Genomic DNA, 23,931 nt, shown 5'->3' on the forward strand with positions numbered 1-23,931 from the left:
GTCAGAGATATTTCTCTGGCTTTTTTTGTAAGAAAAAACAGAAGCAAAGGGCTTCTGTTGTACGTTTAATCTAGTATCTTCAGCTGATCTTCTGAAATGAGGGTTAGGTGAGAATTCTCATCGATCTTAACGATGTATCCCATCTTCCAGTAGCGGGAGGTTTTTGTATGCGCTTTTTTGATCCAATCTCCGTAATCCTGTTCTTCCATGTGAATACGAAGAACCTCCCCGTCAAATTCATAAGGGACGGAAATCGATTCGATCGAACTCTCCAATGTGACAAGACCATCTTCTGCAAACCCTTCGCCCTCGGTTTCTTTAAACAAACGTTCTTCTCCTTTGATCGTACCTATTTCGCCTCTATGCATGCCGTTTGTGATAAGTACTCTTTCACCCATGTTCATCATCCTTTCTCCGTTTTCGTATCCTTATTGTACAGCAGAAAAGGAGAATCATAAGAAAAACACAATCCTTTCCTTTTTTTTACGAGGACGGGTGAAAACCCGTATATAATAGGAAAAACGAAAAAGAGAGGGATCCTTATGTTCTCAACCCAATTTTTCGATTCCATCCACGCTTATAACCAACACATCATCCGTTTTGTTGAGGTTTCCGATGAGAAGAAATCTTGTTACAAAACCGTTCGTTATACTCCTGAAGTCATCGAGAAAATGAAACTAAAAGATCGTCTGAAAGAGCTCGCTTCATCCGTGAACGACGAGATTACGATCGCAAACGTCGTTAAACGCTATATGGAATTAACGGGAGGGCTTGGCATTCTTTCCGTGATCTACGAAGTGGTGGAGTACTTCTACAACAAGAAAAACCTAAAAGCGCCAAAGCGACCGAGTATACGGGGCATACTGATTGATCACGAAGAGGAACACGGCCGAAAGAAAACGAAATTCTTCAAACGAATCAAGAACGGCCTGTATGTCTTACTGGGGATTGAAGCAGGCGCGAATGTTGTAAACGGGGATGGCCGAAATCTCTCTATCCTCGAAGATGAGACGGTGGATGCGATCATCACCGATCATCCGTGGAGCGATAAAAAAGCGCATAAAGCAGGGAATCAGAGCAACTTCAATGATTCTTACGAGGATGAGATGTTCGCCTACAATGAAGAGGATTTCAAGGAAAAATTCAGGGTGCTGACTCAAGGGGGTTACCTTGTTGAGATGCTTCCGTTCTTCCTTCACAGCAACATCCGTTATCTGATGAACGTCATTCGGCTCGCGTTCGATGCAGGATTTCATTTTTATTCAGAAATCCTCTGGGTGTGGGACCGAGAGGACAAAGCAAGAATCAACACAGGCCGAACAACGAAGCGGGCAATGAAACTGTTTGTCTTCACAAAAGGAAAGGCCAAAAGGCTCTCACCAAAAGGGAAACCTTATATGACAAACGGAAACCTCGATCAGATCGTGTTTCACGAGAAGTCGAAGAAAAAAGTGCACCAATCAGAAAAACCTGTTTCCGTATACCAATACCTGATTGAAAAGCTCACGCGTGCAGGCGACGTGGTACTCGATCAGTATGCGGGAAGCGGGAATATCCTAGATGCTGCCAAAACAATCGGACGACATGCGATTGGAATTGAGTACAATGCTGAATTTGCAGGGAAAATCGGAGAAAGACACGGGATCAAGCCAGTACGATATGGAAACCACTCTGCCTAGGGTGGTTTTTCTTTTTAGGCATGAAAGAAAAAGGGTGTATAATGGAGGAAGAACGATCAAAAAATGGGAGGGAAAGCAGATGAATCAGTTTATCGTGTCGTACATCGAAGACAACGAGCTTGGCGTATACAAAAAAGAAATCCTGATGGAATACCCGACAATATACGATTGTGTCGAGGATTGCAAGACGAACTACCCGACACTTCTTGGTGTCATGCAGGTACAGGGGCTCACGAAAGAGCAGGAGTATTATTACTCCCATGAAGCGCAGGATGCGATCCGAGCCAGTTACAAAAATATGATGTTTTCTTTTTCTGAAGGATAAACATAAAGCGGAATCAAAAACCACTCTGGCCAGAGTGGTTTTTTACGTTATCAGAACGGAGTGGATTCCACTCTGATATCCTTTCTGTCGATGACCTGATCCTTGTAAGGAGAAGCATCGATGACGGTGTTTATGGCATCCGTTAAATCATCACTGAGTACGCGGGATGTGAAGTCACGTACCGTAACTGTGTAATACCGAAGCGGGTTCAAAAGAGCATCCTGTTTTCGAAGCTGATCGAGTTCTTGTTCCTCTTCTCTGAACTGCTTCATGGTCATCTCGCTTGTTATTCCGTATGTTTCGTCGAGAAAACGAGAGAAACATCCTTTGTCCTTGTGGAAAATGCCCTGTTCGTGGACCAAAACCCTTTCCTCTTCGTAAAATCCTTTCTCGCACCATTCGCATTTGTATTCCATGCTGTCATCTCCCTTGGCTGTTTCCTATATGTTAGCACGATTACAGGGGACGAACGAAAAAAGAGCGAGACTTCTGACACTTTCAGCCATGAGAAATAACGCAAAAAAAGAAGCTTCGAAAAGCTTCTTTTGACGAGAGTCATTTTACAAGCCGAAAGCCAGAGATTTCTTCTGAGGGTGTTCGCCGCCTGACACTTCCTCCTTGCATTTTTTGCTCCATTCTATAAGCAGGTCAAGTGTCGATTCGAAGGACGGTTCCTCTTCCTGAGCCAGAAGCAAAATAAGACTTTTGGCCACAGCGTGATAATCGGAGTCCTTTGGAATCCCGAGGCCAGACCGCACGATCATACGAAGGGAGTCGTCCAGTTTTTCGCGAAGGCGGGCGGCCTCTTTCCCTTCGTATTCCTCGACCTGCCCGATCGTTTCGTAAGGCTTCACAATGTATGTTTCGATTAGGTGCCGAATCTCTTGTCTTTTGTCCATATGGTGTTCCTCCTCTGTTCGTGGTGTTTACCCATGATACACCACTCCTGCTTATCCTAGCAAGAAGAGGGGAGGGGCGAGGTCCTTTCCACGGAAGCAAGCAGGTTTCCTATGCGAAAAATAGGAGGAATGCACGTATGCACAGAGGTTCATGGCATACCATAAGAAATATATGGAATTATTCCCATAAACACCAAGTAGAAAGGGGTAAAATGTTTCTTTTAGTAGAAATGGGAACACGCGTATGGTAGGTTGGAAAGTAATAAGAAAAAAAGGAGCCAGAAGATGAAACTAGGACTAGATATCGGAATCGGATCTGTCGGCTGGTCACTTGTCGACACCGAAAACGAAACCATTATAGCAAGCAATGTACGCACCTTTCCTGTTGCCGAGGGCGCAGAAGACAGACGCCTGAAGCGAAGTGCGAGAGTACTGAACGACAGAAAAAAGAAACGCATGAAAAAGCTGAAACGTCTCATGAACGAGCAGGGGATTCTCATGCCAGAAGGCGGCGACCCTGACGTATGGCGTTACCGCGCGGAAGGACTTGATCGGGTGTTAGAGGATCATGAGTTCGGAAGTGCTCTTTTTCATCTCTCGAAACGAAGAGGATACCGTTCCAATCGTCGGGAAGAAACGGATGAGGACGGGAAAGTTACCCTTGAAGCGATAAGAGCCAATGCCGAGCTCCTTGAGGAGAAAGGGTACCGAACGATGGGTGAGATGTTCTATCGTGATGAACGGTTCAGGGAGCAGAAACGAAACCAGCCTGGGCATTACCTGACGAACGTATACCGTTCCCACACAGAAGAAGAGATTCGTTTCCTGTTCAAGCGTCAGCGCGAACTCGGGAACAGGAAAGCCACGGAAACGTTCGAGGAGTCATTTGTAGAAATATGGGGCGAACAGCTGCCGTTTGCCACCGTCGAAGGCATGATGGAAATGGCAGGGGAGTGTTCCCTTCTTCCTGGTGAGCTGCGGGCACCAAAAGCTTCATACACCTTCCAGTATTTCAGGCTGCTTCAGGAGCTCCATACGCTGCGCATTGAAAAAGGGGAGGAATATCGGGGGCTTACGGACTCGGAAAGAGAAGCCCTGATCCCAAAGCTGATGAAACGACGGAAAACCACGTATCATCAGCTCCGCAAGGATCTCACTCCGCTGTTCCGTGATGAAAAAGATTGGCGGTTTGCTGGAATCACCTATGATCCTGAACACACGTTAAAGAAAAATGAGAGTGACGTGTTCCTGAAACTGGAGGACCTTCATGACTTGAAAAAAGCGGTCGGTGAAGGGTATGACAAAACGGACCTTGATACATTCGCCTTCGCGATTACGGTTTGCAAGGAAACCTCCCAGCTCCATGCGTATCTTCGTAACGAGTACCTGTCAAAAGAGGGCGAATATATCCGCAACCACAGCAACAGGGACTACGGAGAAGAAGTGGCCGAAAATCTAATCCCGCTTCGGGCATCTGGATTCGGTCATCTTTCCTTAAAGGCCATGAATCGCCTGATTCCGCATATGGAGAAGGGATATGACTTAAGTGGTGCCATGGAAGAGGAAGGCTTTAAGAAAGAGGTTCAAAAAGAAAAACCGAATCGTCTCCCTCCTGTCCCCCCGATCGGGAATCGAGCTGTGATGCGTGCGTTAACGCAGGCCCGAAAAGTCGTAAACAGTCTCATCAAAACGTACGGGGTTCCCGATCGGATTACGGTTGAGTTTGCCCGAGATCTGTCACAGTCCGATCAGGAGCGGATGAAAGAAAGCAGGCGGAACAAACAAAACAGGGCGAAGAACGAAGGAATTGTCTCTACGATCGAAAAAAGCGGAAAGAAAAACGTCACTGGCCACGACATCAAAAAAGTGAAACTGTGGGAAGAACAGGGGAAACGCTGCCTGTACAGCGGGAAACCCATCAGCCTGAAAGAGGTGCTGAGTGACAAAACGGAAGTGGACCACATTATCCCGTTCAGCCGATCCTTTGATGACAGTTACCACAACCTTGTCCTGGTATTCTCGAGCGAGAACCAGAACAAGGGAAACAAAATTCCAACTGAGTTCATGAACGAAACCCAGTGGAACGATTTGAAAAGGAGAGTAGAGGGGGAACTATCCCACCTCTCATCCAAAAAGAAAGAACTTCTCCTCAAACCTTCCTTTACAGGAGCACAGGAAGAAGAATGGAAAGCGCGTCACCTGAACGATACGGCTTATATCGCAAAAGCCTTCACAGGTCTGCTGCGTGATCATATCGATTGCAGTGTTCACGCCACAAACGGACGCATGACAAGTCTTCTTCGTAAGCGATGGGAGCTCACGAAAGAACGTGAGCACAGTGATATACATCATGCCTTAGATGCGACCATTATTGCTGTCACAGACGGGGGCATGATCCAGGCTGTGACCCGTTACTACAAACACAATAAGAAAGAAAGTGACCTCGCGTTCCCGCTTCCATGGGAAACCTTTATAGAAGATCTTTTGAGTCATCTTGACGGGATCACGGTTTCCCGCATGCCTGACCGATCCGCTAAAGGAGAAGGGCACGAGGCAAAGGTGCGATCCCTTGTCGGGAAAACAGAAGCAGGGCTCTATACAACAGCCGTAAGAAAACCGTTATCCGACCTGACGTTTGATGGGAACGGGGATTTCCCAATGCTCGGGAAAGAAGACGGAGAAGCCGTATACGGGGCGATTAAGAAGCGGTATCTGACGTATCTCGAGGAGAAAAAACACTATGACAGCTTATCGAAAGGGGAAAAGAAAGGGTTACAGAAACCTGAACCATTCAGAGACCCCCTCATCGTTGACGGGGTTCCTGTCAAATCGGTCAAAGTCACCGAAAACGCTGGACGTATCCGTCATGTAAATGGTGGCGTGGTGTACAGCGGCGATATGTTTCGGGTCGATCTGTTCGAAAAAGACGGCAAGATCAGCCTCGTTCCTGTTTATGTCATTGATTGGGCAAACGGGGTTCTGCCAAATCGCGCGGCTGTTCCGAAAAAAGGGTATGAATCGTGGCCAGAGATCGATGACACCCATGAGTTCCTGTTCAGCCTGCACCGTAATGATCTCGTTGAGGTCACGATGACAGGGGAGAAAAAGATTCCTTTAAAATCAGGGGGCGTGCGCATTCTTCACCCTGGGGAAAAAGTGAAGATGATGTACAATTCAACTTTAACGTCTTCTGCTTCGCTTCGTTTCCATTTCCCAGACCGAAGCAATGCGGATGTGTTCACACTTAGCTTTAAGCGGAATCCGCCAAGGATCAAAAAGCTTCAGATCGACCCGATTGGACGCATCGGGGAAGTGAAAAACGAAAAACGAAGAGCTTTATCCTAATGAATCCCCATCTCTCTTCTTTTCTGTGGTAGGATCAGAAAAAAGGATAAGAGAAAGGGAGATTCTTATGAGACATTGGAAAAACAGCATGTACCGAACGGATGATGAACTCGATCACTTGTTCAACGTTCAGTTTCACGTTTCAGAATTAGGGGGCGTCTTCACTGACAAGGGGGTCCTTCATCGAAACCCCACAAACGAATACGGGCTGAAACTCCTGTCCGCCCGTTACGGGGAAGACAGTTTCGGTTTTAGCCTTCATCCGAAAATGGCGGCTTTGAAAAAAGAGCTTGAGGATCGCTTCGGCGTCGCGGAAACAGAAGAGGTTCCGTTTCTTCTTCGCATCGAAACCTCTGTCGCGAATGGGATCATCTCCTATTTCATCGCAGCAGGAAACAACGGTCAGGAATTATCGTCAGGGTTTTATTTAAGCGATGAAACGCTTCTTGACGATCGGGAAGCGATCACGGCGATGAAAGAAATCGATAAAGCGGTTTTTGGAATCGTGCAAAAACACGGGATCAGTGACTACGGAGCTCTCCGACAATAAAACTGCAAAAGACCAAATCAACCTGTGATTTGGTCTTTTTCTTCCTAAGAGAAAGAATTCGTTATCCCATTCAGAGAATGAACCAGCATTCGGGGACGTTCGTGAACAAAAGAACGCTGGTGCTTTCCGTTATCCCTTCAAGAACCGTGCTACAATAAGGAAAATGAAGAAGAGAGGAAGATGAGGATGGGACAAAACCAAAGACTTCAGGAGCTTTCTGCCGTTTTGAATGAACGATTAATTGGAGAAAACCTCGACGGGTATGTTTATGAAGGTTATTACGAGGGGCGAAGTGGTTTATCTTTTTATTTCAAAAATGAGGATCGGCCAATGATCGGGCAGCAAATTAAAATCACGGTTTCTGAAAAAGAGCCGAACACTCTGGAACTGGACATTTGGAGTTTCGACAAAGGGGAAACACGCTTAACGGATGACCCGTCAGCCTTTGCGGAAGGGAAAGTTCCTCAACGCGTGATCGCAAGACTCCTGAAAGAACAAATGGGAGAAGGGGTAGAAGTGGTCCGCAACCCAACCCCATTCGAATCAGGATTGATTGAAAGAAGAATCTTGTAGTTCTGAAAAATATGACAGAGGAAACACCAAAAAAGCTTAGGAGACCATTTCTCCTAAGCTTTTATTCTTCCCGTTCTTTACTCTTGCTCCGATTATCCGCGAGGGATAGGAGAATAAAGGCCCAAAACAGCAGCAAAAAGCTGTCTGAAGCTCGGTCGTACCCTGCGTATTCTAAGGAGAAGCGAAGCGTGAGACAAGTAATGGCTGCAACGAGGCTGAGGAACCCTTTTTCCTTTTTGAAAAAATGAATGTAGCTCACGTCTCCGTAGTTGCGTTTTTTGACCATTGTGATCATACGCGCCACTCCGACAGAGGCAATAAGAATGCCTGAGAAGTAGGCGAGGAAGCGGGTCTCCCCAGGCAGGAACAGAGACAAGAGCCCAATCCCCATAAGGATAAACGATGTGATGAGTGCAACTTTCAATTTCATAGGTATGACCCTGCCTTTTTTCATGGTTTACGGACATTGTACCATATTTTGCTACGGAGCAGGGGGCGGGTCGAAATAGGGGGCCAAAAAAGGGGACCGTGCTTAAAAGCGTGCTACTATAAGAGTAAGAAGCAGAGGGGGAGATGATGATGAATAAGAGCACGCACGACCTTTTTATGCACGTCCTCAAGGCTCTGTCGGATGAGGGCATCGATGGGTTCTCGTATAGTGGCCACAGGGTTCGCCCTGGTGATTTCTCCGTTGATTTCACGAACGAGGGCCAGGTAGGAATCGGGCAATGGGTGAGAATAGGGGTATGTGAGAAAGGAGGAGTGTTTGAGGTGAGTAGGAGGGCATTCCATCGAGGAAAAACATGCCCAACAGAGGATGGAACGGCTAGTGCTGAAGGTTACGTTCTGCAACAATGGATAGCTGCGGTTCTTGAGTCATGGTTCTGTGACGAGTCTGTTACGGTTCGGATAAACTCATCGCTAACAGGATCAGGAGAGAACAAAAAGCGAATCTCGTAACCTATTAAACAGAAAAAGCTTAGAATCTCTAAGCTTTTTTTCGTCGATTCTTCGCCTGTTCCGCTAGAAAAAAGAGAGTGAATCCCCAAAACATAAAGAGAAGAGCATCTGACTTACCATCAGCCTCCGCGTACTCAAACAGTACGTATATCCCAAGACACAAGATCGCCAGATTCAGGCTGAGAATGCCAGGTTCTTTCTTGAAAAAAATGAACAGGCTCTTGCCTGCATAAGAACGCTTTTTGCCCTTGATGGTAAGGTATACGACCGTGACCAGCGCCAGCAGGATTCCCGCTGACAGGGTGAGCAGATGGGCGTTTTCTGGTAAAAATAATGAAACAGTCCCTAATGCCATAATGACAAGAGGAAGGGTCAATACAATGGTTCGTTTCATACGAAGATCCCTGCCTTTACAATCGATATATGGGAATTGTACCATAATTTTCTTTATGGTACGGGCGATCTCAGGAAACCATGGAAAGTTTTCCTCGTCCGTGGCATCGTCCGTTATACTAGAAAAAACTGCTAGAGAGGGAGATAAGATATGATTACGTTCAAGAAGTCTTTTAGAAAAGAAGAAACGGGCTCTTCCATATCAATTGGCGACAACATTGTAGTAAAGCAAGTGGAAACCATTAAAATAAAGGTTATAGGCATCACAACTATTACCGTAGATAATGAGTATATTGTCATTGAAGGGTATGGGGTCAAGCTATAATATGAGTAATGCTTCCCCAGGAATATAGGGGTACAAGAAGGTGCTTCATAATGGGTCGGTCTGCAAAAACGCTGGAAAGTTTTCCTCGGGCGTGGTATCGTCCGTTATACTAGAAAAAAAGCACAGGAGAGGGAGATTCTAATGAGACATGACAAACACATCGAAAACGTATCCCACGAGTTACAGGAGGTATTGCGTTCAGAAGTTGAACACCTGGTCGATTCCCATATCGAAAACTGGGGAAGCCGTTATGAGGGAAAAGATGTAAACGGCATTGGTTCAATTTCAATGGATCTTTATTCAGGGCATGATCCGTCGCTTGAAATCGAACGAGTCGAAGAAGCTTTAGGGCGTTCCCTTAACGGAGAGGAACAGGAAGCTGTTGAGTCCTATTTCAATGAGCATGTACTCGATCGATACCGTGATCCAAAAGGGTATGACCTTCGTTTCACAGTTGAGGACGGGAACCTTGAAGATGACTACCGCATCACGATCAGCGAGGATCAGCGTCACGCCATGGTGGAGAATCTTTCGGTTTCTGACTCCTGCGCGATCAATTTATTTGAAACACAGGAAGAAGAGATTAAGAGAGCGTTTGACGGGAAAAGATGGGAAGATTTCATCTGCGCTTTGATTGAATTGGATTATTTGGATTAAATAAAAGAAAGTCTTACACCATAAACAGAATGGCTCCTGCCGTTCTGTTTTTTCATTTTCCCGAAAAAGGGTTAGGGCGTGTTAGAATAGGAGAAAAGCGATCGGAGGAATACCTATGGGAGACAGCTACACCAAACGCCATGAAGCGGTTATGGAAAAAGGATATGTGGTGAGCGTGATCGGAATGAATCAACGCAGTAACGGATTGGGGGATCGGGTAGACAGGGGAGAAATCCCTCTTGTTACATTCACGGTTGAGGTAACCGATGTCTCAATGTACGACCTGTACTACTCAGCGTCTCATGATACGTTCAAAGAAGCGCTCGTCGACGGGCTCGACTATGCCGAGAAGAGAGATAAATTGAAATAAGAACAGGGTGGAATTTCCATCCTGATTTTTTGGCGCTGCCCCCCTCACCCTTTCTGTTTGGAAAATAAATACAAGAGTGGTAGAGTGAAAGGGAAAGGGAGGCGAATCGAATGCCCAAAAAAGATGTAACGGATCATGATTCATTTGTCAGGAAAGTGAATGAGCTTGGATTTGAGGGGAAGTACACCTTTATGGAGCCCTATCAGAAAACAGGAGTAAAGATTGATATCATTCATAACGATTGCGGAAAAGTGAATCATGTGGACCCCAATCATTTCACCTATTACTTAAGAAAAAATGGGGCTTTTTGTCAGCATTGTACGATGTCAAGTCGCGAAAAAGCTGTGTATGATTTCCTTCAAACGAACGGAGTTCCGTTTGAGCATCAGTCAAGATGGGAAGGGCTGGTTCATGAACGCCATCTTCCATTTGATTTTACCTTGTTTGAAAACGAAGAAATGGACGATTTTTTGTGTCACATTGAAATTGACGGAGAGCAGCACGAGAGAGTTGTGGGACATATGGGCGGTGAACAAGGCTTCCGTGAAAGGAAATATCGTGATCAGCTGAAAGATACGTATTGTGAAGAGCAAGAAATCAAATTGGTTCGTTTTCACCATTCGATTCCCCATAACGAGGTAAAGCGTTTTATTGAGGAAGAAATACTGACAAGGAACATTGATCAGTACCCCCGATCGGTTATACGCGTTCAATAACACCCGAGGTTTACGAAAAGGTATCGGGATGGTAAGTATAGCGTGATGAAATAAACAGAATGGTGCGTCCATTCTGTTTATTATTCCGTATCTAAGTAACAGCAAATAGGTGTATGTTCCCCTAAGTAAGCCCCCAAAATATTGTACTCGAAATGTTCCACCGCTTCTTCTTCCGTCATCCCGTCATTTTTCACGAACAATTCCATGCATTTGATGGCATCGTATAAGACAACGGACAACCCGCATCTCTCACCATAACCGATGATGGCCTCATCCAACCCGTCATAAAAAATCGCTTCTTCCAAAAAATCACTTAAATATTCCCTCATATCCATATGTAGTCCCCTCTCCGAAATGAACTATATATGTTATACATCATTTTTAGAGGTTCGAGTAGATGGATCGAACCTGTTTCTCCTGTTTTTTTAGTTTTTTGTGATGCGATTTCCTGTCTTCAGGATAGGGTGCAGAGGGCAGGGGTGGGAGAAAAAAGCATACAAAAAACCACCGCACAACGTGCGATGGTTTCCTGAGGGAGTTTACGATCCCTAACGTTACGATGATACACCTGGGGGGTGTAAATCATCTTACTATACTGCCCTACTGATTAAAGGTTGTATAGGTGTACTATACCACAAGGATGATCTCCTGTCAAACGTATAGGGGAGGAATAAGCAACATGAGATCTGTTCTTGAAGCATAGTGGGTGAGGACAGTATAGCAGAGACTGACAGAATATCTGTGCATGGAATAGTATGCCACTGGGTCCCAAATAAATGCACCAAAAAAAACGAAGCTAGCTCTGGTTTGTCCACATCTCTTTTTTTGATTTTTTAAAGGCTGATCAATCAAAACCGATATAATAAAAAAAAGAACATAAGAGAGGCTGATGAGATATGAAAAGGAACGTTGAAGAGAAACGGTTTGAAGATATGAATCAGGATGAGTTAAGGTATCACGCTTTATCGTTTTGCGATGACGGTTCTTTCTATAAAGGAGCAGACGAACTGCATTGGACCTTTCGGCATATGGAAACGGAAGTCGTCCGAAAAAAAGAAAAGATTTCACAAACCCCATCCGAATGGATTGATTGGATTGAGTATGAACAAAAAGGGCGATCACAGTACTGGGGATATGACAGTGTAGGCATGATTGAAACATACTGGCTAGAAGATCCTTCGGTAGAACCGATCATTCTGATGGTGGATCAGGAAGGGTCTTTTGTCGTAGGAGACGGGTATCATCGTTTTGCAATAGCCATTAGACACGGTTTGAAAAGCATTCCTACACTGATCGGTGAATAAGGGTGTGTATAGAATCAAAAAAAGCGAAACCAAAGTGGTTCGCTTTTTTTTAAATTTCATTCGTATAAACTTTCGCATACAAGGCCCTCGTTGTCGTTACCGTGCAAAACAAGTACAACCCCATAGGGTTTCCATAAAAATCCGCCCGTCGGTTTCATCCTTACTCGGAAAAACCGTTATGGGAAGGAGTGGCAAAACATTCTTTTTCTCGCGAGGATGTGATAGTGCTGTCGTAAAGGAGGGGGATCTTATGCCTGAAAACGAAAGGAACGGTTTTGTTGTCACGATGTTCGCGGTGTCACTTAGCGCATTTTTGTTAGGCTTGGTGCCTTATGTGAGCTGGGTTTTACTTATAGCTGGAACTGTTCTTCACCTTGTTGCTTTGATCAAGGAGGAAAAGGGAGGGTTTATGACCGCGTCTCTTGTTTTGCTCACCTTGGCCTGGACGTGGAAAGGAATGGTGTATCTCTTCTTCAAAGGGCTGTTTTGACGGAGGTGGCTAAGAAAATCATATTTTTTAAAAGTAATCACTAAATTGTGGTGTAGTCTAACAATGACAAAGGAGGAGATCGTATGTCAGAAGAGAAAAAAACCAGTGGCATTGTCATAGCCGCATTTGTGGTATCGTTAATCGCGTTCCTGATGGGGCTGGTGCCTCTTGTGGGGTGGCTTCTTGTTATAACAGGTACGATTTTGTACATCGTGGCTCTCACAAAAAAAGAAAAGGGCGGGTTTATGATTACATCTGTGATCCTGCTCAGTTTAACGTGGATCACGAAAATTCTCATTTCGTTTGCCCTTGTGTCATTTTTTACATCGGTCGATGAGGAATTGGAAAAAATCGAGGATATTGACACGACGGATCTTATTGCCGATGCAGAGGGTGACGTTCAAGCATCTCTTTACGAAGTGAACGAATCCGTACCTGCTGACGGCGCTGAAGTAACGGTTGCGGGATTTGAAACGAAAGATAAGGTCGGCAATGATCTTTTGAACAAAGAGGTGAGTGAGGGGGGCGTATTCGCGGTCATCCAATATAAAGTAAAGAATACATCCGATGAGCCGATGACCTCTTGGTCTTATCCTGATATCCAATTGATGGATGAAAAAGGGGTGGCGTATGATGCCGATATCGAAGCAAGCGGCTACTACGCTGGTGAGAACGAAGAATACAATGAAAAAATGTTAAGTGATCTGAACCCTGGAATTACGACAAACGGCGCGTATGTGTTTGAAGTTTCGAAAGAATTATTCGATCAAGGTGAATGGTTCGTTCTTATTGATGGAGAACACAAAGTAAACATTAAATAATGCCTGTAATGGCAACTTGAGATCAAAAAACAAACAAGACGTCTTGTTTGTTTTTTTGGTCCTGACCTTACACGGCAAAAACAAGCAGAAGGCTATGTGCGAAGACGCTCCAAAAAAGGAAGAGAAAAAACTCGCTGATTCCCATCCCGTAGTACAATGGGAGAAAGAGGTAAGAGAGGAAGATGACCATGCTACAAGAACGAGAGATTGTATTATGCAAAGCCATTCACGAGAACCCGCTTGATTTCAAAAAGGGGTTCCGAGACCATTCCTATCTTTCAAAAGACGGAACGATGTATGCCGTGTTCACAAAAGAAGAGAGTCTGGATGAGATCATAACGTATTTCAAAGAGAATACGGAAGGGTATGTGTTCTCAAAATCCTTTCTCGTATATACGGTGGGGATTCCGAAACCTATTCTAGAAGCGAGCGATGTCGAGTTCAGCGACGGGGAAGCCTTAAACACGCCTCAGTTGTTGAGGCTCATCGAAAAAACCGTCGGTCTTCGCTATTTTGCCGAATGCTGCGCGCGCCATAACGGAGGGTATGGATACTATATTAGTGCTGTTCATGGAAAAGAGGTCAGACAAGATGGCTATTACGTGTACAAATTTGAGTAATGCGTGAAGGGAGAATTGTATGAATAAACGGGAACAGCTGGCAAAATACCTGAGAGACTATCCTGAACATGAGATAATCATGATGTACTCAAACGAAGCAAGCGATCACCCCTACACGATAGGAGACATCACGAAAATCCTCGTCGAACAGATCTATTCAGATGAGAGTGGACGCGTATGGCTCAGGAACTGGGACGGCGAGGAGCTCGCTGAAAACATGAGGGACGAAAGTGCGGACGAGAAAGAGATTCTAAACAAGATGAATAAATTGCCCTGGAAGAAAGCGATCCTTGTTTATGTGGATCCTGCTCTTTCGTATGAACAGGAGGAAAAGCGATGAATAGAAAAGCGACCACAATTGGAAGATGCAAAGAGCTCGGCATCTGGTCCGAGGTTTGTGAACGCGAGGATTGGAACGAAGCATCCATTGAAGAAGTCGGCTGGTCAGACGATACAAGAATAGCCGTAGACGGGGATTTGTTGGAAGAGAAGAATGAGTAACCGTCCTTAAGTTGCTGACGCGTTAGATGGATTAGGGATTGAGTACATCTCCAAAAAAAACGGATGAAGGGTCCATCACGATTCGTGCGATCAAGCAGTAACCAAAAACAGAAAGGACGATGATTATGAAATTTCAAGACCTGAACATTCACGAGGACAGTTATGAGAAATACGGAAATCGAGCCCTTGCCTTAAATTTTGAGAATGAATTCAAGTTCTCGGAATTCATCGATGAAGGAGCATGCAGCGATGAACAAGCCGACCTGTTATCATCGATTGGATTCAAAACAAAGGTTGTCAGCAACGTTCACTGGCATTATGTAAATAGCATGATAATCGATGTGATCCAATACAATTACGGAATCGAACGCCCTGATATCAGCTCTGACGAAGGATTAGAAGAAACCTTAATGGAATGTGCTGAAATCGGAAACTTGGAAGAGGATGAAAAAGAAAAGGTGCTCGGACTGTTCCAGGAAGCGTTTGACCGATTCCGTTCAGAGGTTGAAGAAATCGAAGAAATCTTTCTGGTGAAAAACACCGCTCTATAAGAAACCGCAAAGACCAAGTTTATCCTTGGTCTTTTTTAGTTAGGGAAAAACGCCCGATCTCCGAGAACCGTAGTACAATAGAAAAAAATAGAAAGAGAGGAACATCATATGAGCAATCGTTATGAAGAAATTTTCGAGCAATCTGCTGATTCCTGGGATGGGGTTACCCCGTCTGTTGTGGAGACGATGTTCGAACGAGCGGAAGGAGCAGGCATGAAGCTCCGTTCCTTTAAGAAGTGGTTGGTGAATCAGCCACTTACAGCCTATACCAAAAGCCGAGTGGAAGGGATTTATGAATCCTTTTGTGATTAAAAGACGGGGAATGCAATAAGGAAACAGAAAGGATGATTCTCATGAGGGATGTAACGAAAAAAGAAATGATGGAATACCGCACGATGGGGCGAGAAATGATACGGCGTCAATTAGAGAAGTACCCAGTCGAGAGCCGTGAACTGCAAGAACAAGTTGACCGAAACCTAGCCAAATTTGACCATCATGCGGGACTTATGCGCCTGAGTCTGATCAAAGGGGATTTGAAGGCGCATTACCGTGGGTTGGTGACTGCTGTCAGAAGAATTCGTTATCTTAGTGAAAATCAGGTGTTTTTGGATGAATGTTTAGCGAAAGAATCATAAATCAGGAACCCAGTAAGGAGAGGATTCTTTGAAACTGTTTCAAGTCGAAGGGGAATTCGCTGGTGAAATCGTCATGAAAGGCTTTGTCGCAGGGGAAAACAAAGAAGAGGCACTGAAAGACCTTGACCCTAAAGGACTGGATGAGGTATTCGTTCACGAAGTGACGATAAAAGGGTATGAAATCATCTTAAAAAAAGTCAAATCGTAGTAACAGAATCAAAATCAAAACACGGGAGATGGTCATATGGAACAAACGAACATTATCGGCTACTTTGTAGACAGAGACGGAGAGGCAACCTATGCAGGAGACGTATTTGTGGCGGTTGAGAAGGTTTCAGGTCATGTGGAACGTGTAATGATATATTGCCCCATTGGCCAGCACAGCGAAGCGAGTGCTGGGTACGTCAACTACCCCACGCTTAAAAGCGGGGGCTTGTAAAATTCTTTATAAGCTCTGAGTTGACCAGCATTGGTTCCTTTATGCAGAAATGCTAAAGCGAACTCCGTTAGGAAGGTGCATACCCTGGAATGCTTCTCCAGTTCCAGGCTCTATGGAATATAGATTAAACAGCCAGCTAGGGGTGTAGCGAGCAGTGTCTATATTGTTTTCAACCCTTCTTAACATGTGCGAGGAGAGATGAGCATACGCTCACGTTACCGTCTTATGACGAGTTAGATTTAAAATCTCCCCCTTGTGGCGGAAAGGAGACTGTTTTTATGGTCTTTGTGTTAAATAAAAATAAAAAACCACTCCATCCTTGTTCTCCTGCGAAAGCAAGGAAGTTATTAAAACAAGGGAAAGCAGTGGTACACAAAAAGTTCCCATTTACGATTCGTTTGAAAGAGTTCAAAACACAAGAAACCAATAACCAATCGTATCGATTGAAAGTAGACCCTGGAAGCAAAACAACGGGTATTTCGATTGTTAAAGACAAAGAAGTTGTTTTCTTAGGAGAAATTCATCATAAAACAGACACTAAACAGAAATTAGAATCAAGAAGAAGTTTTAGACGGGGGAGACGTACCCGTAAAACTCGTTATCGTCCCTCACGATTTTCGAATCGCAAGCGTCAAGAAGGCTGGTTAGCGCCAAGTTTGATGGCACGAGTGGATAATATTCTTTCATGGGTAAATCGATTTAAAAAACTGATTCCTATCCAAGATGTTAGCCTGGAACTCGTTAAATTTGATCTTCATAAAATGCAAAATCCTGAGATTTCAGGCGTGGAATACCAACAAGGGGAGCTCCTTGGTTATGAAGTTAGAGAATATCTGCTCGAGAAGTTTAATAGGGGATGTGTCTATTGTCACACCGAAGGTGTTCCACTAGAAATAGAACACGTTCAACCTAAATCAAGAGGTGGTTCTAACCGTGTAAGTAATTTAACACTCGCTTGTCGTACTTGTAACGAAGAAAAAGACAATTTATTGCCTGATGAATGGATAGCGGATTTATCGAAAAAGAAAACAAAACGCAATAAACTCATAATTGAAAACATTAAAATGCTCGAACCACAACTGAAAAAGAGCTTAAAAGACGCAACAGTTGTTAATGCGACAAGGTGGAAGCTATTCCATGAGTTAAAAGAAGTATTTAAAGTGGTTGAATGTGGTAGTGGCGCTAGAACCAAAATGCAGCGCATTAATCATTCTTTACCGAAAGAACATTATTACGATGCCACGTGCGTTGGAGAATCAACACCTGAACAATGGATGTTTAAAACGAATACCGTGTTGCAAATCAAAGCGAAAGGCAGAGGTTCTCGTTACCGTTCTGGAACAAACAAATATGGCTTCCCAATCCGTTACATGCCGAAAACCAAATATATTTGTGGATTTCAAAGTGGAGATATGGTTAAAGCGCTTGTCCCAAGAGGAAAATACAAAGGAACACATTTCGGCACGATTGCGATGCGTTCCACGGGACGTGCTGATATTAAAGATTTGAAGGGGAAACGAATTGCTCAAGGGATTGATTCGAAGTTTGCAAGCGTTCTGCAACGATTCGATGGGTACTCTTATTCCATCGAAAGAAAAGCATGATAAGAAAGGCAATTCCTCCCCACACATGAATTTGGGGGCTTCCTTGCCTGATTGTTGGTGAAGAATCCGAAGGTCGTCGAATGGAATCGCAGGAATTACGACAAATACGATTATGTATTCCAAAAATAAAACGATGAGGAGTGAGCCCTATGAAAAAACACGAGATCTCTTCTGACAAAAAAGCAAACAGCGCCTTACAAGAAGAACTGGGCGAACTACGCGGCGGGATTGTTGACCAGGCAAACAGGCAAGCCATGCCCGCTCGTTTCAAGGTGAAAGCTCACAAGGATGCACCGAGGATGATCCTGACCGATACGGAAACAGACCGAACGGTTGAAGTTCCGCTATTTGCTTACCGAGAGGTGCGAAAAGCGTTACATGGGTTGTTTGGTTGATGTGATTCAGGGAAGTGCTTATAAAAGGAAGAAACAGGAAAGGGTGGGTTACCATGAATAAAGATATCAGTGAAATGGAATGCCAATATAAAGAGGAAGACATCAAAGCCAAAATCAAAGAAATGTACCCTGATATGGACGAAAAAGAAGTTTATTATCACTGTCAGCATTTGCTCGATGTTGATTGGTTGAAAGTGTGTTCAACAGAGGATGATTCTGAACTTGAAACGTGCGTCAGGGAACAGGTGGAAAACCTTCTATAAACAAAAGTTGCCCCAAAATGGGCAACTTTTTTTCGTTCCTCTATCTCGAACGGAGCGTAATCAGTTCGGGGCTAAAGGAATGGTACGGCTCGTTTAAAAGGAAAATTTCATAAACAAAGGAATATCCCTATAAAAGGATGTTGTACATGAAGCGATTGAACACAGAAGAATGGTGCCATATTTTAAGAAATTTGGAAGAAGAAGGCCAGGAAGTTGAAATCGTCTGGCTTGATGCTGTTCCTTTTGATGGGGACGGGCACCCAACAGGCGAAGAAAACGAATGGGTGCTCTGTTTCGGTACGGAACTGTTTGAGGATGGTTTTCGAACAGAAAGAGAAGCAGAGGAACGATTGGAAGAAATAAAAAGAACAGTAACATAAACAAAAGGTTGCCCCTATTGGTAAGTAGTTCGGTTTAGAGGTAGAAAAATAAAAATAGCAAGGCTTTTAACATGCGAATTCACATAGGAATTCGCATGTTTCTTTTTATTGATATAACAGGGTTATTGTGGTTTTACGTCTAAAATAACAACGGTTTTAGCACAAGGATTAGCAACTGGACAACAGCTATTGTCCACAAGTTAAAATGATGCTAAAACCATGGTCAAAACCTAAGTTATTTAGTATAGTTAATTGTAAGATTTTGTAGGATCGAAAGGCTTAATGATTAACTACATATGCAGACTTTGTGAAACATTGTACTTAAACTAACGGGGCAGGTTAGTGAAAGAAGAACTGTCCTTTTAATTAAGGTGCATCTTGATAATAGAATTTTTAAAGCGAAGGGATTTAAATAAGGGAGGTTTTTTTAATAAATAAGAGAATTATGGGATTAGCTACTGCACTAACGCTACTATTTTTATGTGCTTGTTCACAAACGAATGAGGGAGAAGCAGTAGCGGGTGGAAAAGAAGAGGGGAAAGATAGTCTTGTTTTATCATTTGAAAACCCTCAAACAAATCAAGAGTTTAAAATTGTGAGAGCCGATAAGCTTTTTGAAGGTTTAAGAGAAAAAATAGAAAATAACACCGAACGTTCCGAGTTGGATGTGTACAAAGAAGTGGTTATTGATCCTGTTTATCAAGATTGTTTTGCGAATGCGGAGTACCCGTATATGGCGGATTCTATCCTTCATTCGACACCAAGTGTTTACACGCCTCTGCCTACACTAAGTGAAGAAATTGAGGAAAAACAAGTTGAGGAAACCATAAAGCAAGCGTTAATCAAATCATCTAATCTTCTTCCATCTGATAAGGAAACAACAGTGTGTGTATTTCCGACTACCAAAACTGTACCTATGTTTACAGTTGGAGCTGGGAAAATCATTGTTTTATATAGCAAGTATTATGATGATAGTTCTATTAAAGCGGGAATAGCTCATGAGTATCATCATAGTGTTTGGACTGAAAAATACCTAACCGACAATGCGAGTACCACAGTTTTAGATAATTTAATTTTTGAAGGTAAAGCTGTTATGTTCGAGAAAATAGCTTATCCTGATATCACATTTACACCAATTGACGAGAGATATCATCAAGAACATTGGGATAGTATTGAAAATGATTTTCACAAAGCAGATTTCAATAGATCGATGGAAATAATTTCTGGAGGGAAAGGATTACCTGACCTTTACGGATATAGCGAAGGGTATAAGATGGTCCAATCATACCTCAAGTTACACCCAGATCTTACACCAGAAGAGTGGACACCTATTAAAGCCCTAGAGATTTTCAATGATGGCAACTATATAGATAATTACCAATAACAAGCTGAGAGTTACCTAAGTAGTACGGTAGGAGTAAAAAACATTATGTTGTGCTACAAAATGAACTACTTTTTCATGTGAATCCATCTGGAACAGGCGTAGTCATTTAATGGTTTGGAAATTTAGTGGGGCAATACCGATGAAAGTAATTCATTATTCAATAAACGGGTAGCTTTAGTTGAATAACAAGTCAATAAAACACTAAAAACGCAGAGGTTTACGTTCCTCTGCGTTTTTAGTGTCATTTTGCAGTCCAAAGTTATGCGATTTACCTTGTTAGTTCACTTGTGAATTGGCGTTTTCTACTTCACAAGTGAACTACTTACCCTATTGGGCAACCTTTTATCATTCGTTTATCGTTTTCTGGAGTTCGCGAGGGTCGCTTTCCCTGATTAACTCACGGATTTCTTCTTTCTCTTTTGAGGTTAACGTTACTTCATAATATAACGAAACGACATCTCTGCCGAGCGTTTCATTACAGGGGTGAGCGGTTTCAATCAACTCTTGAATCTGATCAAAAAACCGACATTTCTCTTCTGGGGTTACAGGGGGTCTCATCGCGTCGCTCCTTTATTACGATTTTTTATATTAAGACAAGATTTCCTCCGCGTATTGAACCGCTTCTTTTTCCGTTTGAAAAGAAACGGGCACCATATGACCTTTTTGGAGCAAATACACATACCCAAAATCCTCGGAATACGCCTCAATGAACCAGTCTCCCGCTATGCATACCGTTTGGTACTTCGGATGGTCGGGATGCGCGGAAGGGGAGCCTATCTTGATTTCTAGGATATTTTCTTTATCTACCCGTTTATCCAGATCAGAAAACGAGTTCAGGTTTACTTTTTCTGTTCTTCCGTCTTTAAACGTGATGGTACCTTGCTTCATATCTGCCATCCTCCCTTTTTTTCTCAACCTTTCTCCCTCTCATTGTATAATAGGAAAAATCGGAAAGGAAGATGTTGGATGAAAGTAGGCGAAATCAGCTATACCAATTTTTTACCGATCTTTCACGGAGTCAATAGAGTGAAGCTAGAAAGAGAGCACGGCATTTCCTTCGTGAAAGGGGTGCCAGCTGTTTTGAATAAAAAAATGAAAGAGAAACAATTGGACGTGAGCGGAATGTCCTTATATGCCTATCTGGAAAACGAAGAGCAATATGAACTGATTTCTCCTTTTTGCGTGGGAAGTGACGGGGGGGTTGGGTCGATCACGCTGTTCTCTAAGTTCCCCTTAAGATCCCTTGATCATAAAAGGGTAGCTGTAACCAACACATCAGCAACATCCGTCGGACTGCTGAAAATCATATTGAAAACGTTTTTTCAATTCGAGAACGCATTTACCGTTTCAGATCCATGCCTTCCGACCATGATGAAACATCATGACGCAGCTCTCTTGATCGGCGACGACGCTATAAAACATCGTAAAGATACGAACTATTATCAGTATGACCTCGGGTCCCTGTGGAAAGAACAAACAGGACTGCCCATGGTGTTTGCGGTGCTTGCGAAACAAAAAAACGTGAACATTCCGCCCGTTTTGGTACAGGAAATGGAACAAAGTTTGGCGGCGTGTTATAAAGATTCGTTTCATAGGCTGATTAACGAGATAGAGGATGCTTCCCTGGATCGTTTATTCTGGGAAAACTATTTCCAGAATGCGCTATCCTATGAACTTACGCCTCGACATGTCGAATCGATCAACCTGTACAAAACCTTCGCGGCTTTCCCAACAAAACAAGAAAAAATGTGAACCAAACGTGCCTCCTGGCACGTTTTTATTTTTGGCCATTCTTTTTCTCTTCTTCTCCTCCATTCCGTTGTACAATAAGAAAAAGCAGAGAGGGCGATGTACAATGAAACACGTCGTGTATTGTGATCGTGATGTTGACAATATCCAGGAATTGGACTTGGAACGATTGAACGGAAAACTGCTAGACTATGATCGTAAGCTGCAAAACGTTGTCATTGAGCAGCAGAAGCACTTTTCAGGCGATAGGTTTGCCGATGCTGTATTCAATGAAATCGACGAGGTTCCGCTTCTCGAAATAAGAGAGGGACGCGTGACGCACACCCTGGTTCTCACGAGAACGTATGACGAGGAACAAAACGGATTCACGTCCTGTTATTCTGTGGAGGAACGTCACGAAAAAGAAGGATTGATTGATGTTGTGGATTACGATTCTGGCGAGGAAAAAGCGCTACAATCCTATCTCCATACGCTGATGAGTTAAAAAATGAAAGTAGGAGGAGAAACCATGAAAAATTATACTGTATTTGTCGGATATGATATTCCGCTTGCACTCGAGGTGAAACATAGTCAAGTGTTGCCGCTGTTCGATCAACACTTTACTCCCCATGAACTTGAGGGGGATATGGTCCACATTGTTCCAGAGAGTGAGATGGAGAAAGCAGAAGAAATCATCGAAAACTATAACGAGAAATATGATATTGGATTGACCTGTGATTTTGAAGAATACGAAAAACATAAATAACATTTATAAAAGATCTGGATAGCTCCAGATCTTTTTTTCATCGATTTTCTAGCATGGGCCCTCAAGAATCTCATTCCCCTCTCATCACATAAGCTCCGAAGAACGTTGTACCAAGCTCAAACATCGCCCCAAGACGATGAGAACCATCGATCACATCATAGTTGCTATCCAGGATGACAGGAGGAATGTTCGCTCCGTTTTGATACGCCCTCATTAACCTCTTAATCACGTAATAATCTTCGTCTAAATCGAGTTCCTCACATTCTCTCAGCGTGAAAAAACCCTTTCCTCCCAAATCTTCTAAACGAACCGATTTCAGGAGGAACGTTTTGTTTTCGTAGTTCCCATGAGGAAGGGAATAAATTCGGCCTCCTGCGTTCTTCGTTTCCGCGACAATCCTATCCCACGTATACATCATGAGTGTTTCCTCCATTCTTTTCTAGTCCAGGTATCATGTTCCATTCTCGCTATCTCTGTGAATATTATACGCTCGTTTTCAAAGAAGCGGAGAAAATGAGGGAGAACCTCGCTGTCCCCGTTTCCATGAAAAAACTCAGAAAGAACGGTACCCATCCCAAAAAAGCAGGCTACAATAAGAAAGGTTTTCAAGCAGAAATGGACAGGAGGAAAATAGGTGAAACGACAACTGATCTACGTGGGCGGGTTATGGATTCTGTCATTCGGGTGCGCCCTTCATATTGAGCTCGATCTCGGAGCGTCGCCGTGGTATGCGATGCTTGTCGGATTAAGTGAAACGATTGGCGCGACAGAAGGCGTGTGGATGATTCTGATGTGTGTGGTTTTGGCAGGCATCAATAGCCTTCTTCACAGGAAATGGCCCGATCCGACGATCGTGTTTACGATTTTGTTATCAGGAGTGCTTGTTGATGTGAGTTTGTACGGAATGCTCCAGCACATGCCGATTCCTACAACAGGCATTGTAGCTTATCTTTTGTTTGCACTGGGGTTGCTTCTTTCAGCCATTGGCATTGTCCTTTATTTGAAAGCTATGTTCGGCGTTCATCCGATTGATGATTTTATGCTCGGCGTAATGAAGCGGTGGGGGTGGAATTACCTCTGGTCCCGTACCCTTTTCGAAACAATCGTGATCCTTGCTGCCCTCCTACTCGGTGGGCCGATTTCTGTTGCCACGCTCATTTTATTGTTCGCAACAGGGCCAACGATCCAGATCGTGGATACGGTGATGAAGGGAAGAAGAAAAAAAGATCATACAGCCACGATTGTGTCATAAGAAAAA

39 protein-coding genes are annotated in these 23,931 nt (G+C 43.6%); 30 read left to right on the forward strand and 9 right to left on the reverse strand.

Translation table 11 applies throughout. The features are described from left to right. Positions 1 to 65 precede the first annotated feature (65 nt). Complete coding sequence (locus IMZ31_RS23610) at positions 66 to 398, reverse strand: hypothetical protein (RefSeq protein ID WP_207530895.1); 333 nt, start codon at positions 396 to 398, stop codon at positions 66 to 68. 144 nt (positions 399 to 542) lie between these two features. On the opposite strand from IMZ31_RS23610, the gene IMZ31_RS23615 reads away from it, so the two are divergent. Both IMZ31_RS23615 and IMZ31_RS23620 read left to right on the forward strand, forming a co-directional pair. Next, positions 543 to 1,679, forward strand: a complete 1,137-nt coding sequence (locus IMZ31_RS23615) for a DNA-methyltransferase (RefSeq protein WP_207530896.1) — start codon at positions 543 to 545, stop codon at positions 1,677 to 1,679. 79 nt (positions 1,680 to 1,758) lie between these two features. Beyond that, positions 1,759 to 2,004, forward strand: a complete 246-nt coding sequence (locus tag IMZ31_RS23620) for a hypothetical protein (RefSeq protein ID WP_207530897.1) — start codon at positions 1,759 to 1,761, stop codon at positions 2,002 to 2,004. Positions 2,005 to 2,054: 50 nt separating this feature from the next. Here IMZ31_RS23620 and IMZ31_RS23625 read toward each other — a convergent pair whose 3' ends face one another. Next, positions 2,055 to 2,420 carry a hypothetical protein gene (locus tag IMZ31_RS23625; RefSeq protein ID WP_207530898.1) on the reverse strand — a complete coding sequence of 122 codons (366 nt, stop codon included), beginning with the start codon at positions 2,418 to 2,420 and terminating at the stop codon, positions 2,055 to 2,057. A 144-nt stretch (positions 2,421 to 2,564) separates the two neighbouring features. Beyond that, positions 2,565 to 2,903, reverse strand: coding sequence for a hypothetical protein (locus IMZ31_RS23630; RefSeq protein WP_207530899.1), 339 nt, complete (start codon positions 2,901 to 2,903; stop codon positions 2,565 to 2,567). A 285-nt stretch (positions 2,904 to 3,188) separates the two neighbouring features. Between IMZ31_RS23630 and cas9 the strand changes: the two genes are divergently transcribed. The 3 genes from cas9 to IMZ31_RS23645 all read left to right on the forward strand — a co-directional run bounded on the left by cas9 (position 3,189) and on the right by IMZ31_RS23645 (position 7,371). After that, a complete protein-coding gene (gene cas9, locus IMZ31_RS23635; RefSeq protein WP_207530900.1) occupies positions 3,189 to 6,248 on the forward strand; it encodes a type II CRISPR RNA-guided endonuclease Cas9 in 3,060 nt (1,019 codons plus the stop codon). A 67-nt stretch (positions 6,249 to 6,315) separates the two neighbouring features. Continuing rightward, positions 6,316 to 6,798 (forward strand): hypothetical protein, encoded by a 483-nt coding sequence (locus IMZ31_RS23640; protein WP_207530901.1) that lies wholly within the window; start codon positions 6,316 to 6,318, stop codon positions 6,796 to 6,798. A gap of 186 nt (positions 6,799 to 6,984) precedes the next feature. Next, on the forward strand, positions 6,985 to 7,371 hold the full coding sequence (locus tag IMZ31_RS23645; protein ID WP_207530902.1) for a hypothetical protein: 387 nt from the start codon (positions 6,985 to 6,987) through the stop codon (positions 7,369 to 7,371). Positions 7,372 to 7,432: 61 nt separating this feature from the next. On the opposite strand, the gene IMZ31_RS23650 is transcribed toward IMZ31_RS23645, so the two are convergent. Next, complete coding sequence (locus IMZ31_RS23650; RefSeq protein WP_207530903.1) at positions 7,433 to 7,801, reverse strand: hypothetical protein; 369 nt, start codon at positions 7,799 to 7,801, stop codon at positions 7,433 to 7,435. 149 nt (positions 7,802 to 7,950) lie between these two features. Between IMZ31_RS23650 and IMZ31_RS23655 the strand changes: the two genes are divergently transcribed. Further along, complete coding sequence (locus IMZ31_RS23655) at positions 7,951 to 8,331, forward strand: hypothetical protein (protein WP_207530904.1); 381 nt, start codon at positions 7,951 to 7,953, stop codon at positions 8,329 to 8,331. 28 nt (positions 8,332 to 8,359) lie between these two features. Here IMZ31_RS23655 and IMZ31_RS23660 read toward each other — a convergent pair whose 3' ends face one another. Next, positions 8,360 to 8,725 carry a hypothetical protein gene (locus IMZ31_RS23660; protein ID WP_207530905.1) on the reverse strand — a complete coding sequence of 122 codons (366 nt, stop codon included), beginning with the start codon at positions 8,723 to 8,725 and terminating at the stop codon, positions 8,360 to 8,362. A 150-nt stretch (positions 8,726 to 8,875) separates the two neighbouring features. Between IMZ31_RS23660 and IMZ31_RS23665 the strand changes: the two genes are divergently transcribed. The 4 genes from IMZ31_RS23665 to IMZ31_RS23680 all read left to right on the forward strand — a co-directional run bounded on the left by IMZ31_RS23665 (position 8,876) and on the right by IMZ31_RS23680 (position 10,792). Beyond that, on the forward strand, positions 8,876 to 9,049 hold the full coding sequence (locus IMZ31_RS23665; RefSeq protein ID WP_207530906.1) for a hypothetical protein: 174 nt from the start codon (positions 8,876 to 8,878) through the stop codon (positions 9,047 to 9,049). A gap of 141 nt (positions 9,050 to 9,190) precedes the next feature. Further along, positions 9,191 to 9,706 (forward strand): hypothetical protein, encoded by a 516-nt coding sequence (locus IMZ31_RS23670; RefSeq protein WP_207530907.1) that lies wholly within the window; start codon positions 9,191 to 9,193, stop codon positions 9,704 to 9,706. A 115-nt stretch (positions 9,707 to 9,821) separates the two neighbouring features. After that, a complete protein-coding gene (locus IMZ31_RS23675) occupies positions 9,822 to 10,076 on the forward strand; it encodes a hypothetical protein (RefSeq protein ID WP_207530908.1) in 255 nt (84 codons plus the stop codon). A gap of 110 nt (positions 10,077 to 10,186) precedes the next feature. Continuing rightward, complete coding sequence (locus IMZ31_RS23680; RefSeq protein ID WP_207530909.1) at positions 10,187 to 10,792, forward strand: PDDEXK family nuclease; 606 nt, start codon at positions 10,187 to 10,189, stop codon at positions 10,790 to 10,792. An 80-nt stretch (positions 10,793 to 10,872) separates the two neighbouring features. On the opposite strand, the gene IMZ31_RS23685 is transcribed toward IMZ31_RS23680, so the two are convergent. After that, positions 10,873 to 11,127: a hypothetical protein gene (locus IMZ31_RS23685; protein WP_207530910.1), complete on the reverse strand. Its 255-nt coding sequence runs from the start codon at positions 11,125 to 11,127 to the stop codon at positions 10,873 to 10,875. Positions 11,128 to 11,688: 561 nt separating this feature from the next. On the opposite strand from IMZ31_RS23685, the gene IMZ31_RS23690 reads away from it, so the two are divergent. From IMZ31_RS23690 to IMZ31_RS23765, 16 genes are all read left to right on the forward strand, one after another. Then, positions 11,689 to 12,096: a ParB N-terminal domain-containing protein gene (locus tag IMZ31_RS23690; protein ID WP_207530911.1), complete on the forward strand. Its 408-nt coding sequence runs from the start codon at positions 11,689 to 11,691 to the stop codon at positions 12,094 to 12,096. 250 nt (positions 12,097 to 12,346) lie between these two features. Next, the gene (locus tag IMZ31_RS23695) at positions 12,347 to 12,586 is read left to right on the forward strand and encodes a hypothetical protein (protein WP_207530912.1); all 240 of its coding nucleotides are present in this window, start codon (positions 12,347 to 12,349) and stop codon (positions 12,584 to 12,586) included. Between the two features lie 83 nt (positions 12,587 to 12,669). Continuing rightward, entirely contained in the window at positions 12,670 to 13,407 is a 738-nt protein-coding gene (locus IMZ31_RS23700; RefSeq protein ID WP_207530913.1) for a DUF4352 domain-containing protein, read from the forward strand. A gap of 188 nt (positions 13,408 to 13,595) precedes the next feature. Further along, positions 13,596 to 14,027, forward strand: a complete 432-nt coding sequence (locus IMZ31_RS23705; protein WP_207530914.1) for a hypothetical protein — start codon at positions 13,596 to 13,598, stop codon at positions 14,025 to 14,027. Between the two features lie 19 nt (positions 14,028 to 14,046). Continuing rightward, positions 14,047 to 14,367 carry a hypothetical protein gene (locus tag IMZ31_RS23710; RefSeq protein ID WP_207530915.1) on the forward strand — a complete coding sequence of 107 codons (321 nt, stop codon included), beginning with the start codon at positions 14,047 to 14,049 and terminating at the stop codon, positions 14,365 to 14,367. After that, positions 14,364 to 14,528: a hypothetical protein gene (locus tag IMZ31_RS23715; protein ID WP_207530916.1), complete on the forward strand. Its 165-nt coding sequence runs from the start codon at positions 14,364 to 14,366 to the stop codon at positions 14,526 to 14,528. The genes IMZ31_RS23710 and IMZ31_RS23715 overlap by 4 nt, the downstream gene beginning before the upstream one ends. Before the next feature lie 125 nt (positions 14,529 to 14,653). Next, positions 14,654 to 15,079: a hypothetical protein gene (locus IMZ31_RS23720; protein ID WP_207530917.1), complete on the forward strand. Its 426-nt coding sequence runs from the start codon at positions 14,654 to 14,656 to the stop codon at positions 15,077 to 15,079. Positions 15,080 to 15,187: 108 nt separating this feature from the next. Beyond that, positions 15,188 to 15,391: a hypothetical protein gene (locus IMZ31_RS23725; RefSeq protein ID WP_207530918.1), complete on the forward strand. Its 204-nt coding sequence runs from the start codon at positions 15,188 to 15,190 to the stop codon at positions 15,389 to 15,391. A gap of 41 nt (positions 15,392 to 15,432) precedes the next feature. Further along, positions 15,433 to 15,714: a hypothetical protein gene (locus IMZ31_RS23730; protein WP_207530919.1), complete on the forward strand. Its 282-nt coding sequence runs from the start codon at positions 15,433 to 15,435 to the stop codon at positions 15,712 to 15,714. 28 nt (positions 15,715 to 15,742) lie between these two features. After that, positions 15,743 to 15,922, forward strand: a complete 180-nt coding sequence (locus IMZ31_RS23735; protein ID WP_207530920.1) for a hypothetical protein — start codon at positions 15,743 to 15,745, stop codon at positions 15,920 to 15,922. 36 nt (positions 15,923 to 15,958) lie between these two features. After that, the gene (locus tag IMZ31_RS23740) at positions 15,959 to 16,153 is read left to right on the forward strand and encodes a hypothetical protein (RefSeq protein ID WP_207530921.1); all 195 of its coding nucleotides are present in this window, start codon (positions 15,959 to 15,961) and stop codon (positions 16,151 to 16,153) included. 278 nt (positions 16,154 to 16,431) lie between these two features. Next, entirely contained in the window at positions 16,432 to 17,757 is a 1,326-nt protein-coding gene (gene iscB / locus IMZ31_RS23745) for an RNA-guided endonuclease IscB (RefSeq protein WP_207530922.1), read from the forward strand. 149 nt (positions 17,758 to 17,906) lie between these two features. Further along, entirely contained in the window at positions 17,907 to 18,152 is a 246-nt protein-coding gene (locus IMZ31_RS23750) for a hypothetical protein (protein WP_207530923.1), read from the forward strand. 53 nt (positions 18,153 to 18,205) lie between these two features. Then, positions 18,206 to 18,415: a hypothetical protein gene (locus IMZ31_RS23755; RefSeq protein ID WP_207530924.1), complete on the forward strand. Its 210-nt coding sequence runs from the start codon at positions 18,206 to 18,208 to the stop codon at positions 18,413 to 18,415. 146 nt (positions 18,416 to 18,561) lie between these two features. Further along, complete coding sequence (locus tag IMZ31_RS23760; RefSeq protein WP_207530925.1) at positions 18,562 to 18,795, forward strand: hypothetical protein; 234 nt, start codon at positions 18,562 to 18,564, stop codon at positions 18,793 to 18,795. Between the two features lie 445 nt (positions 18,796 to 19,240). After that, the gene (locus tag IMZ31_RS23765) at positions 19,241 to 20,179 is read left to right on the forward strand and encodes a DUF2268 domain-containing putative Zn-dependent protease (protein WP_207530926.1); all 939 of its coding nucleotides are present in this window, start codon (positions 19,241 to 19,243) and stop codon (positions 20,177 to 20,179) included. A gap of 345 nt (positions 20,180 to 20,524) precedes the next feature. Here the strand turns inward: IMZ31_RS23765 and IMZ31_RS23770 are convergent, their stop codons facing one another. Both IMZ31_RS23770 and IMZ31_RS23775 read right to left on the reverse strand, forming a co-directional pair. Then, positions 20,525 to 20,737 carry a hypothetical protein gene (locus IMZ31_RS23770; protein ID WP_207530927.1) on the reverse strand — a complete coding sequence of 71 codons (213 nt, stop codon included), beginning with the start codon at positions 20,735 to 20,737 and terminating at the stop codon, positions 20,525 to 20,527. A 30-nt stretch (positions 20,738 to 20,767) separates the two neighbouring features. Further along, complete coding sequence (locus IMZ31_RS23775; RefSeq protein ID WP_207530928.1) at positions 20,768 to 21,067, reverse strand: hypothetical protein; 300 nt, start codon at positions 21,065 to 21,067, stop codon at positions 20,768 to 20,770. A 78-nt stretch (positions 21,068 to 21,145) separates the two neighbouring features. On the opposite strand from IMZ31_RS23775, the gene IMZ31_RS23780 reads away from it, so the two are divergent. From IMZ31_RS23780 to IMZ31_RS23790, 3 genes are all read left to right on the forward strand, one after another. Continuing rightward, on the forward strand, positions 21,146 to 21,931 hold the full coding sequence (locus tag IMZ31_RS23780; protein WP_207530929.1) for a menaquinone biosynthesis protein: 786 nt from the start codon (positions 21,146 to 21,148) through the stop codon (positions 21,929 to 21,931). Positions 21,932 to 22,034: 103 nt separating this feature from the next. After that, positions 22,035 to 22,412 (forward strand): hypothetical protein, encoded by a 378-nt coding sequence (locus IMZ31_RS23785; protein ID WP_207530930.1) that lies wholly within the window; start codon positions 22,035 to 22,037, stop codon positions 22,410 to 22,412. 24 nt (positions 22,413 to 22,436) lie between these two features. Continuing rightward, entirely contained in the window at positions 22,437 to 22,673 is a 237-nt protein-coding gene (locus IMZ31_RS23790) for a hypothetical protein (protein WP_207530931.1), read from the forward strand. Positions 22,674 to 22,743: 70 nt separating this feature from the next. On the opposite strand, the gene IMZ31_RS23795 is transcribed toward IMZ31_RS23790, so the two are convergent. After that, entirely contained in the window at positions 22,744 to 23,091 is a 348-nt protein-coding gene (locus IMZ31_RS23795; RefSeq protein ID WP_207530932.1) for a ParB N-terminal domain-containing protein, read from the reverse strand. 216 nt (positions 23,092 to 23,307) lie between these two features. On the opposite strand from IMZ31_RS23795, the gene IMZ31_RS23800 reads away from it, so the two are divergent. Continuing rightward, positions 23,308 to 23,925, forward strand: a complete 618-nt coding sequence (locus IMZ31_RS23800) for a YczE/YyaS/YitT family protein (RefSeq protein WP_207530933.1) — start codon at positions 23,308 to 23,310, stop codon at positions 23,923 to 23,925. Positions 23,926 to 23,931 lie beyond the last annotated feature (6 nt).

This window comes from Pontibacillus sp. ALD_SL1 (assembly GCF_017355605.1).